At 42.2% G+C, this 10,729-nt stretch carries 10 protein-coding genes; 4 read left to right on the forward strand and 6 right to left on the reverse strand.

Features of this window, described 5'->3' with window-relative positions:
- Window positions 1–24 precede the first annotated feature (24 nt).
- The gene (locus J7E37_RS10390; RefSeq protein WP_215023830.1) at window positions 25–1,134 is read right to left on the reverse strand and encodes an AbrB family transcriptional regulator; all 1,110 of its coding nucleotides are present in this window, start codon (window positions 1,132–1,134) and stop codon (window positions 25–27) included.
- A gap of 88 nt (window positions 1,135–1,222) precedes the next feature.
- Here J7E37_RS10390 and J7E37_RS10395 point away from each other — a divergent pair, with 88 nt between their 5' ends.
- Window positions 1,223–1,843: a pyridoxamine 5'-phosphate oxidase family protein gene (locus J7E37_RS10395; protein ID WP_215023832.1), complete on the forward strand. Its 621-nt coding sequence runs from the start codon at window positions 1,223–1,225 to the stop codon at window positions 1,841–1,843.
- Window positions 1,844–2,416: 573 nt separating this feature from the next.
- Here the strand turns inward: J7E37_RS10395 and J7E37_RS10400 are convergent.
- The gene (locus J7E37_RS10400; protein ID WP_214779156.1) at window positions 2,417–3,310 is read right to left on the reverse strand and encodes a glycerophosphodiester phosphodiesterase; all 894 of its coding nucleotides are present in this window, start codon (window positions 3,308–3,310) and stop codon (window positions 2,417–2,419) included.
- A 110-nt stretch (window positions 3,311–3,420) separates the two neighbouring features.
- Window positions 3,421–4,722 (reverse strand): MerR family transcriptional regulator, encoded by a 1,302-nt coding sequence (locus J7E37_RS10405; RefSeq protein WP_215023834.1) that lies wholly within the window; start codon window positions 4,720–4,722, stop codon window positions 3,421–3,423.
- A gap of 337 nt (window positions 4,723–5,059) precedes the next feature.
- Here J7E37_RS10405 and aspA point away from each other — a divergent pair, with 337 nt between their 5' ends.
- The gene (gene aspA / locus J7E37_RS10410; RefSeq protein WP_214779152.1) at window positions 5,060–6,484 is read left to right on the forward strand and encodes an aspartate ammonia-lyase; all 1,425 of its coding nucleotides are present in this window, start codon (window positions 5,060–5,062) and stop codon (window positions 6,482–6,484) included.
- Window positions 6,485–6,566: 82 nt separating this feature from the next.
- On the opposite strand, the gene J7E37_RS10415 is transcribed toward aspA, so the two are convergent.
- Together J7E37_RS10415 and J7E37_RS10420 are read right to left on the reverse strand one after the other, a co-directional pair.
- Complete coding sequence (locus J7E37_RS10415) at window positions 6,567–7,808, reverse strand: MFS transporter (RefSeq protein WP_215023836.1); 1,242 nt, start codon at window positions 7,806–7,808, stop codon at window positions 6,567–6,569.
- A gap of 10 nt (window positions 7,809–7,818) precedes the next feature.
- Complete coding sequence (locus tag J7E37_RS10420) at window positions 7,819–8,421, reverse strand: PadR family transcriptional regulator (RefSeq protein WP_214779148.1); 603 nt, start codon at window positions 8,419–8,421, stop codon at window positions 7,819–7,821.
- Window positions 8,422–8,620: 199 nt separating this feature from the next.
- On the opposite strand from J7E37_RS10420, the gene J7E37_RS10425 reads away from it, so the two are divergent.
- A complete protein-coding gene (locus J7E37_RS10425) occupies window positions 8,621–9,460 on the forward strand; it encodes a formate/nitrite transporter family protein (protein ID WP_214779146.1) in 840 nt (279 codons plus the stop codon).
- A 47-nt stretch (window positions 9,461–9,507) separates the two neighbouring features.
- Here the strand turns inward: J7E37_RS10425 and J7E37_RS10430 are convergent, their stop codons facing one another.
- A complete protein-coding gene (locus J7E37_RS10430; RefSeq protein WP_215023839.1) occupies window positions 9,508–10,293 on the reverse strand; it encodes an HAD family hydrolase in 786 nt (261 codons plus the stop codon).
- 161 nt (window positions 10,294–10,454) lie between these two features.
- On the opposite strand from J7E37_RS10430, the gene J7E37_RS10435 reads away from it, so the two are divergent.
- A complete protein-coding gene (locus J7E37_RS10435; protein WP_167830891.1) occupies window positions 10,455–10,601 on the forward strand; it encodes a lmo0937 family membrane protein in 147 nt (48 codons plus the stop codon).
- Window positions 10,602–10,729: the final 128 nt, after the last annotated feature.

Below are 10,729 nucleotides of genomic sequence, written 5' to 3' on the forward strand. Positions count from 1 at the left end.
TGAATCTCAAAGAGAATCCTCGTTTCAGTTTATATTTCGTTTAAAATACCATCTTAATATCGGAGGTACTGCAAAATAGATGAAGAACAGCCTGAATAGCTGAAATCCCGAAACAATAGATAAATCAGCATTGACCTCATGTGCAATGATTCCCATCTGATCCATTCCACCCGGAGCCAAACTAAGAAAACTTGTAACGATATTGATATTTAAAGCGTCTGATAAAAAGAAACTTAACAACAGGGATTCCATGACAAGGAGGAACCCACTAAACAATGCAAGAGAGATCGTTAATGATTTCCTCTCTAATTTCTCAGGCTTTAAAAGCATGCCAATATATCCGCCTATCATTAGCTGTGATGAATCCATGACGGAGGATGGCAGTGTTGGGCCGGTGAAGCCGGCATAAGTCAAAAAACCTGTGCCTAATATAGGTCCAAGTAAAAATGGAGTAGGCAGGCGGAATTTTTTACCGATCAACACTCCAAGGATGCTCACGATCAAAAATACAACAGGCATTAGTGGTTCAAAATCGAATTGGGCTGAACCGGACACTTCTGTGTTCGTAAGACTAATATTGAAAACTGGACCGAATATGATAAAAGGTACGACGAAAACAATCATCAATAATCTGGAGACCTGAAGAAAGGTAACCGTTGTAATGTCGATTCCCTTCATCTCTTCTGCAAAAACGATCATTTGTGACAATCCGCCCGGAATGCTCCCGGTTAATACCGTTGGATAGTCTACTCCAGATACTAGTGAAATTACTTTGGAAATCAAAGCAGCAGACGCCACGAGAATCACTGTCATGAACAGCATTGCCGGAAGGTTTTCGGCCATATTCTCAACAGATGAGCGTGTAAACGAAAGGCCGATAGAGTATCCGATCAGAATTAATGCTGTATCTCTTAATGCGCGAGGCCAATATAATGTAATTCCTTTAAAGCGATTAGCGATCAAAATTGCCGACATTGGCCCGAGGAGCCAGGGGACTGGAATGGATAGGAATGAAAACACCAGGCCGCCAACCAAAGCTATCAAAAATGCTGTTATAAATGAATGATTACGTAAGCTCTTTATCAATGCTGCACCTTCTAAATAAATTGATACTCCAAAATGTGGTAATACCATCCTAGCACATCATATTTACCACTTGAAAGCAAGATAGGCCTTTTTGCTTTTAAAATAAACAATATAAACCGCTTGGGGAGATGATTTAATGAGTCACGAGATTAGTAGCTTTGAAGAATTAAGAACATTATTTGGAGAGCCAAGCGAGTTGGCCAAACGGAAGGTTATCTCAATGGTAGATGAACATTGCCGCAATTACATATCCCATTCTCCATTTCTTGTCTTATCTACCTCAGACGAAAATGGGTGCACTGACGCTTCTCCGAGGGGAGATGCACCTGGCTTTGTGCATGTTCTGGACAAAAACCGGATTGTGATTCCGGAGAGACCCGGTAATAAGAGAATGGATTCATTGAAAAATATCTTATCAAATGAGAGGGTAGGACTATTATTTCTAATTCCGGGGATGCTTGAGACATTAAGAGTAAACGGAAAGGCCAGCTTGACAAGGGAACCAGAGCTTCTGGAAAGAATGAAAGCCGGCGGAAAGGAACCTTTGCTCGGAATCGTAATTGAAGTTGAAGAATGCTATATACAATGCGGAAAAGCATTGAAGCGGTCAGGCTTATGGAATCCTGCAAGCTGGGCAGACCCATCAACGTTACCAAAAGGTGCTGAAATACTGGCAGCACACTCTAAAATGCCCGAAGGCTCAGAAGCTGCTATAAGGGAAAGATTGGAAGAAGGATATAAAAACAGGCTTTATTGAGGAACTGCCAGGTATAATTATTAGTAAGCTGGATAGGATGGTTCTGTCTATTTGCAACTTCTTTGAAGAGGGAAAAGAGCAACCAAATGCGGCGATTTTACTAAATATAAGGGTGCAATTAGGGACAATTCCATACCCGTATGTAGTGAAGCCAGCCCGCATAAGGGTACCATTATGGTTGAAAGATACCCTTATGGAGCGGAGCCGGCTGTCATAAGGGTACTATTATAGTTGAAAGATGCCCTTATGGAGCGAAGCCGGCTGTCATAAGGGTACTATTATAGTTGAAAGATACCCTTATGGAGCGAAGCCGGCCGGCATAAGGATATTATTATGGTTGAAAGATACCCTTATGGAGCGAAGCCAGCCCGCATAAGGGTATCATTATGGTTGAAAGATACCCTTATGGAGCGAAGCCGGCCTGCATAAGGGTATCATTATGGTTGAAAGGTGCCCTTATGGAGCGAAGCCGGCCTGCATAAGGGTACCGTTCGACACTTTTGATACTTTCTATACAAGTTCGGTCAAAAACAAAGCTGCCCTTTGGCAGCTTGTTCTCAGTCATCCAATGGTTTACGAGTTCCTGAGTGATCTGTCTTGTATGACTTGGTCCAACCGGTCAGGGTAGTTAGTGAACATACCTGTAACTCCCCAATCCAGAAGCATATACATATCTTTCTTTTCATTGACTGTATAAGGGAAAATCATTAAATCAGATCCTGTGACTTTTTGAATATACCCTGGGCTGACTGCAGTATAATGCAAACCGACTCCAACCGCGTATTCTTTGATTTTATTTACCTCGCGATCAGTAATGACCGCTGGTGCATAGTAGGACAACAGCTGGACCAGTGGTATTGATTCATCCATTTGATGTATTTTTCTCAAGCTTTCGGCACTGAATGATTGAACAATAACATTTCCGAATGGCTGAGCACCGGTAAGATTGTATTCATTCAGTATATCTATTAGTTTTTCTTCCATACCTGGATAGACTTCAGGTGATTTGGTTTCGATGAAAAACTTTGAATTTGCACCGAACCTCGCAAGCACTTCACGCAGGGTAGGGATTTGAAGCCCCATATGCTCGGTATTCTTTTTTTCAGGATACGCTTCATTAAACCATGAGCCCGCATCAAGTTTTTTTATTTCCTTAAGAGTAAGGTTTTTGACTAGTCCCTTTTTGTCCGTGGTCCGGTCAATGGTTTCGTCATGCAGAGCAATCAATTCTCCATCCTTCGTCATTTGAAGGTCGATTTCAATGTAATCGCCATTCATGCTATTTCCAAGTTCATAAGCGAGAAGTGTATGTTCGGGAACATGGCCTGATGCCCCACGGTGAGAAATATTGAATGCCTTTATTTGCCCGTAATCCGAGGAGATTTCCGCAGTAACTAAATCTGATGACGCCCCTGATAAGTAGATGACCAATGTTGCTATTGCCATCCAGCGAAAATATCCGACCATCTCCAATTGTCCCTCCTAAGAGTTTTCCATGCTTTTACGGAGAAAAAAGCGCGTGCTTAAGTGTGAATATTATTTACATCTTTGCAAGTTATATGTCAGGAACATGAAAACTACTTCCAGACCTTCCACCAATTGCGTTTGGATTGCTTAGAAGCTGCAGTTTCCCTGAAGCTATCGACCATATTTTTAAATGTTTCGTCTCGCTCCCTGATTTCCCTGCGTAATTCTTCGCGTTCAGACTGGAGAGTACGGACAAGATAATCCCGTTCCTGACTTATGACCTGGTTTAAATTCGATAACTCCTGATTTGTTGCCTCACGACTATTGGAAACATAATCTGCAAGTATTTTAAATTCCTCGGAAACCGTCTCGGTGGTCTCGTTCAAGCGTTTTGCCAAAAGTGTCAATTCCTTATTTGTGCCCGATGATAGCTTATCCACCGTACTTTCTAGCTTACTGATTTTTTCATTTGTGCCTTTCGATGTTCTAGTCAAACTGGTAGTCAAAGATGCGATTCGTTCGGAAGTGCCCTTCGAGACATTCGAAATACTTCCCGATAGGGCATTGATTTTCTCGGAAGTACCTTTTGAAACCTTCGCGACACTCTCGGTCAGCTTGGTAATTGTATCCGTCGTTCCTTTAGAATTTTTCTGGATATTTTCAGATAATTGGGCTATTTTTTCTGTCGTGCCATGCGAAGCTTTCGTTACTCGATCTGTAAGCTTGCCGAACATCTCTGCTGTGCCTTTTGAAACCTTTGAAAGATTTGAACTGATTTCGGAAGTGCCCTTCGAAACATTCGTAAGCTCTGATGATATGGTTACGAGACGTTCGGAACTTTCTTCCGAGCTTTTGGCCACCGTTTCAGATAGCACCATAATATGTTCATTGGTTTTTTCACCAGTTTTATAGATAGAATCGGAAAGTGTTTTTACTGTTGTAAGAGTACCTCTTGAGATTTCTTTTTTTACTTCCTCCAACACTTCCTTTCGGATTCCATTTCTGATCTCTGCCTTGACTTCTTCGAGCAAGGATCCCTTATAGTGTTCCATTGCCATCATAAATGCCGCATAATCATTTTGACTGCCTTCCGGGGGAGCGACTGGCATATTTGTCTTTACAGTGAGGCTGTTTTCTTTTTGAGCTTGTTCGAAAACCGGATCAGTACCCATATGTCTCTGTAATAACTCCCGAATCATATCCTTGCTTAGATTTTTATCGCGCATTTGTTTTATTTTCATCAATTGATCTATTTCGATATCCGTATAGAATCTTGCGCCTTGTTTCGTTCTTGGAACAACCAGAAGCCCGGCAAGATCCTTTTCCCATTGTCTAATAGTGCCAGATGGAACATTAATTTTCTTGGACACCTCTTTGATTGTATATGCCTTCATGAATTGAGTGTCAGTCATCATGCACATTCCTTTCTGTTTTGGTTTTATGAATAATTAGATGTCCTATTACAATTCAGCAAGAACATTCCTGTTTTCCTGCATGGTGACAAAAGCTATCAAAAGTAGTGGTGTTTCAGCATAACAACCTGAAAACATACAGTGTTCGCAAACATTCATTCAGGAATTTATCCATTTATCGTGATGATTTCTTCGTTTTGATTTACAATAGTCATGTAGGCCAATTTATAGGCTAAGGGGGATTAAAAGTAACAAATAAATTTGTCGAAAAACGCTTGCCCTCAATACATATTTTAGGAACAATACGAACATTTACGGTTTTTGGAGGGATAGATAAATGTCTGAGGTTAAAGTCCGAATTGAAAAGGATTTTCTGGGTACGAAGGAAGTATTAGCGGATGCGTATTATGGCATTCAAACCTTAAGGGCGGTGGAAAACTTCCCGATTACTGGATACAGAATCCACAGTGAACTCATAAAGGCAATGGCTATGGTGAAAAAAGCAGCGGCACTCGCCAATATGGAAACAGGGAGGCTTTACGGAGGCCTGGGGGAGGTCATTGTAAAAGCAGCTGAGGAAATCATCCAGGGACAATGGCATGAACAGTTTATCGTGGATCCCATTCAGGGAGGCGCAGGGACTTCCATCAACATGAACACGAATGAAGTAATTGCCAACCGAGCTCTGGAATTGCTTGGGGAGAAAAAAGGGGATTATTTCACATTAAGTCCCAACTCTCATGTAAACATGGCTCAATCAACGAATGACGCATTTCCTACTGCGATGCACATATCTGTTCTGTCGCTTCTGGACAAGCTGTTGGATACGATGCAAATCATGCGAGATGTTTTTTCCCAGAAAGCAAGGGAATTTGATGCTGTCATTAAAATGGGCAGGACACACTTGCAGGACGCTGTGCCAATCCGTCTCGGCCAGGAATTTGAAGCATATACTAGGGTGATCGAGCGTGATATTGATAGAATCAAGCATACCCGCGGCCACCTGTTTGAAGTGAATATGGGAGCGACGGCCGTAGGAACCGGGCTTAATGCCAATCCTAAATATATCAAAAATGTTGTCCGTCACCTTTCAGAAATCAGCGGATATCCATTAAGGAACGCTGACCATTTAGTGGATGCGACGCAAAACACAGATGCTTATACAACTGTGTCTGCTGCTTTGAAGGTTTGTATGATGAATATGTCGAAAATATCCAATGACTTACGATTGATGGCTTCTGGTCCTCGAGTGGGCTTTAACGAGATTTTCCTTCCATCAAGGCAGCCAGGCTCATCTATAATGCCTGGTAAGGTGAACCCGGTCATGCCTGAGGTTATCAACCAGGTTGCTTTCCAGGTTATAGGAAACGACCATACGATTTGTCTTGCTTCCGAAGCTGGTCAGCTTGAGTTGAATGTCATGGAACCGGTGCTTATTTTCAACTTGATTCAATCGATCAGCATCATGAACAATGGTTTTAAGGTATTTACTGACCATTGTCTCGTAGGGATTGAAGCGAACAAAGAGAAGCTCGAAAAAGATGTGGAAAGAAGTGTAGGTATTATCACCGCTGTCAATCCGCACCTTGGTTATGAAGCTGTATCAAGAATTGCAAGGGAAGCAATCCTGACAGGAAAGTCTGTACGGGAACTTTGCCTTGCTTATGATGTGCTTACAGAAGAAGAGCTTGATTTGATCCTGAACCCATATGAAATGACCAACCCTGGTATAGCAGGGGAAGAATTGCTGAATAAAGACTGATTGCGAAAAGGGTGTCCCAAAAGGTTTAAGCTTTTGGGACACCCTTTTATTATGTCTCCTGCTGGGTCAGCCGCTGTTTTTTCTATGCTTCAAGGCTTTTTACGTTTTCTTTTTTTCTTAAATGGATAGCTAAAGCAATTGTCCCGAGAAAAAAGGTGGCGATTCCTGCACCTATCAGCACGCCTGATACACCGATTGATTTCGCCAGAAATGCACCCGCAGCAGGGGCGACGAGCATGGAGAATGTCTGCAGGGAGGCAGCTGCTGACGATACTCTTCCCATTATGTTCTTGGGTGTTTCTGATTGCAGGACATAACCGTATGGAACACCTTCTGCAGAAGCTAGAAGTCCAAGCAAGAAAGCTCCAGCCATCCACAAAAGTTTAGGGAGTTCAAATGTCCCCAGCACGCCGATTCCGATAATAAGGATCAAGATACCACTCAGCACAGAAGCCGAGGCCATCAGCTGGATGGGCTTATTCTTCCAGGCAGTATACCGGCCGAGGAAAAGTGCACCAATAACGCTGCCAAATCCAACAGAACTGACAAGCAAGCCGAACTCTTCCCCGCTAAATCCCAGGTTCTGCGCAACAAAGATAAACAATCCGTCATAAAGAAAGATAATGAAAAAGGCGATGGAGGAGAGGATGATTGCAGCTTTCAGAATCCTGGCTGACAAAATATGCCGGATTCCTTCTGTAAGATCTTCTATATATGAGTTTTTATTTTGCGTATGTTCAGCCGCTTCTGTTTCAATTTTAGGCAGCGTGAATAATATCGCAACTGCGATCAAAAAACCTGCTGCCTCAAAAATAAATGGACTCTTAACTCCGTAAAGGGCAATGATGCCGCCACCTAAGGCGGGGCCGATTATTTTCATTGTATTGACTGATAGCTGACTCAAAGTTACAGCCTCAGGAAGTTCCTCATCGGCAACAGTATGCCTGATCGCGCTTTGCCTTGCGGGATCATACAATGCAGCTACAGTCGCCTTGAGGAAAACAAAGAACAGCAAAATATAAAGGTTTGGCGCAAAAAACAAACCGGCAACAAATAGAATTCTTAACCAGAGACATGTTATCATCAGCATCTTTTGCGGAAGTCTGTCAACATACACACTGGCAAGCGGACCGATGATCACCCATGGTATTCCCATGACGATTATGACGGAAGCGATTGCTCCTTCGCCAAGACCCCAATGGTAGGCCACTATAACCTGTATTGCAATAAAGTCGAGCCAGTTTCCCAAATCGGAAAATACCTGTGCGCCAAAAAGAGAACGATAAGCCTTGTTTTTCAACGGTTTAAAAATGCCAGTATCCATACTGTCCCCCCTAATGGTCTGCTTTTAGTGCTGCTTTTCTCCGTTCCATTTGTTTCTCTCCAAGTTTCTTCGGATCTTGACCCACAGGAAGTCCATCATTCTCCAGGGAGGCAAGTGATTCTCTTATCCATTGAAGCTCAGCCTCCAGTTTCAGCTCAGCGTATCTTATTGCCAACATCCCGACACTGTTTATATATGATGTATTATTTTGTTTCCAGTCCTTGATATAGCCTAAGACTTCCTTTGACTCGACCGCTCTTGTTTTTAAATGGCCTGCCAGGATATTTAAATCCATTTCATTATGCCAGGCAGCCATTTTAATGAATAACTCATCCTTTATCGAAGGAGGTTCAGGCTTTCTGGCAAGCCAGCTATCCAATTCTGTCCAGCCTTTGCCAGTCAGTTCATAGAGCTTTTTCTTGCGGCCTTCTGCTTCTGATTCAATAGTGATGATATACCCCTGTTCTTCAAGCTTCTTAAGTTTTGGATAGAGACTGCCGTAACTCATACCCCAGTAAAGACCTGCTGCCTTATGCTCGAATTCAGCTTTAATGTCATAGCCAGTGCTGGGACGGAAGCTAATCACTGCAAGGATCGAATGTTCGATTGACATGTTCATTTCTCCTTTTGGTTTATATATACATATATATATATATATCAATTTGATATATCAATATGATATGTTTCTTTTGGAAAAATGTCAAAAAATAAATAAAACGCTGTTTTTTTGCTGGACAAAGGGGAATTAAGCCATTAAAGAAATATTCAATAACCGAATGAAATAATGCGCATAAGAACAGGAGGAATTTGAATTGGCATTTCGTAAACCCCAGGAAATTGCTCAAGTGACCATTGATTCTGGCACATACAAGGCTGCTATGCCCGTAAAAAACATGCTGGCACTGGGATTCTTGGGAGGAGCTTTTATTGCTATAGGGTATCTTTTGGACATCAGGGTAATTGCGAATCTCCCTCACGAGTGGGGTACTTTTGGAACATTCCTGGGTGCCGCGGTATTTCCTCTTGGGCTGATTCTGATCCTTCTTGCTGGAGGAGAGCTGCTGACGGGGAATATGACTGCTATTTCAATGGCCAGTCTTGCAAAGAAAGTAACAGTAAAGATGCTATTGAAAAATTGGTTCTGGATTACTCTTAGTAACTTTGTAGGTGCGCTTTTTGTAGCCTATTTTTTTGGACATATTGTCGGCTTGACCGAAACGGGTCCTTATCTAGAAAAAACAGTCTCAGTAGCAGGTGCAAAACTGGATGCTAGTTTCTGGGCGGCTTTTTTCTCAGGAATAGGTTGTAACTGGCTTGTTGGTTTAGCGGTGTGGCTCTCATATGGGGCATCTGACATGACGGGGAAGGTTTTGGCCATCTGGTTCCCAATCATGGGCTTTGTTGCAATCGGTTTCCAGCACGTAGTCGCAAATATGTTCGTCATCCCGGCAGCTATTTTTGCTGGATATTATACCTGGGGGGCATACTTTGCCAATTTTGTACCCGTTTATTTAGGGAATGCAGTTGGAGGTGGTGTCTTCGTAGCATTGATTTACTGGATGAGTTATAAAGACAGCCTAAAAAAGTCTGCTGCACAGCCTGAGGATCAATTTTCAAAGGCAAGCGCAAAAAAACGGGCAGCAGGTAAATAAAAATGGAACCTCTCTGTCAGAGGTTCCATTTTTTTCACGGGCTAATTTCATAATAATCCAAGAGATTTTAAACCATTGTAAATCCCGGAATTTGTGACAGCAGTTGTCTTATGCTTTGCATATTGAAACAGGTCAGGGTGGGCATTGCCCATCGCAAATCCTTCACCTGCGCTTTTCAGCATTTCCCTATCATTCATTCCGTCTCCAAAGGCAATCGACTCTTCCCGTTTAATTCCCAGTTTATTTATAAGGAATTCGACACCAATTCCTTTATTAACATGATCACGAATGACATCGTAGCAATGCTGCATACCCTCGACGTTCACCTGAGACAAATGGATGCCATTCTTGAATTCGTATAGTGAATCCCCTTTTTTTCCAGCACTGATGATTGTCATGCCGAGAATTTGTTCAACCGCATCCTCAGTAAATACGGCATTCTGGCGCAAATGGAATTGCTTGAGAAAAGCTTGTACCGGTTCGCTTTCCAGATTGGTCAAGTAATTTTTTTCATGCGTATAACATACAACTTCATGGCCATTTGCTGATGCCACATCCAATATGTATTTGACATCCTCAGGCTGCATGGGTTCGGCAAAAATCGTATCGCCTTCATAAATGCCCAATGCGCCGTTATATCCTATAAAAGAAGTAATCTGAAGTTCCTTTGCAAGATCGGATATCTCATGGAGGGGGCGTCCTGTAGCTAAAACCACCTCAATATTTTGTCTCTTCATTTCATTGATGGCTGTCTTCGTAGAGTCCTCTATCGTATCATCGGGTCTTAAGATCGTTCCGTCTATATCCAAAAATAAAATCTTGTATTGTCCCATGGCAATTTCTCCTGACTTTAAAAGGATAGTATAAGTGTTACACAATGACCATGAAGTTATCAAATATTTGAACATCTGGAAGGTGAGGGGAACCTTGTTTAATAGAATTAACAAAAGGGTAAACTTTAATCAAGAGACCAATAGGAAAGGAGATGTTGCTAATGTTATGGACAATTGCAGGAATATTGCTGGTGCTCTGGCTGCTCGGACTGATTTTTGAAATAGCCGGCGGAATCATTCATATCCTCCTGGTAATCGGAATTATCTTGATTGCATATAAAGCGATCAAAGGACGGGCTTCCGGTTGATATGAGATTTAAGGGCAGCGGCAAATCGTCGCTGCTTTTTACTTTGCATGCATATATCAATCGGGCTTTTTGGTGCCCCTTTTTAAAATATATAGGGGTTTAGATCACCAATCCGGCTTATTGGTACT

Origin of the sequence: Bacillus sp. ISL-39, assembly GCF_018613295.1 — a bacterium.
In the GTDB taxonomy this organism is placed as follows: Bacteria; Bacillota; Bacilli; order Bacillales; family Cytobacillaceae; genus Mesobacillus.

Excerpts from the sequence above, each read along its gene's own strand:
- J7E37_RS10420 (WP_214779148.1), bottom strand. The coding sequence starts at position 8,421 with ATGTCAATCGAACATTCGATCCTTGCAGTGATTAGCTTCCGTCCCAGC.
- aspA (WP_214779152.1), top strand. The coding sequence starts at position 5,060 with ATGTCTGAGGTTAAAGTCCGAATTGAAAAGGATTTTCTGGGTACGAAG.
- J7E37_RS10430 (WP_215023839.1), bottom strand. The coding sequence starts at position 10,293 with ATGGGACAATACAAGATTTTATTTTTGGATATAGACGGAACGATCTTA.
- J7E37_RS10395 (WP_215023832.1), top strand. The coding sequence starts at position 1,223 with ATGAGTCACGAGATTAGTAGCTTTGAAGAATTAAGAACATTATTTGGA.
- J7E37_RS10435 (WP_167830891.1), top strand. The coding sequence starts at position 10,455 with ATGTTATGGACAATTGCAGGAATATTGCTGGTGCTCTGGCTGCTCGGA.
- J7E37_RS10405 (WP_215023834.1), bottom strand. The coding sequence starts at position 4,722 with ATGACTGACACTCAATTCATGAAGGCATATACAATCAAAGAGGTGTCC.
- J7E37_RS10400 (WP_214779156.1), bottom strand. The coding sequence starts at position 3,310 with ATGGTCGGATATTTTCGCTGGATGGCAATAGCAACATTGGTCATCTAC.
- J7E37_RS10415 (WP_215023836.1), bottom strand. The coding sequence starts at position 7,808 with ATGGATACTGGCATTTTTAAACCGTTGAAAAACAAGGCTTATCGTTCT.
- J7E37_RS10390 (WP_215023830.1), bottom strand. The coding sequence starts at position 1,134 with ATGGTATTACCACATTTTGGAGTATCAATTTATTTAGAAGGTGCAGCA.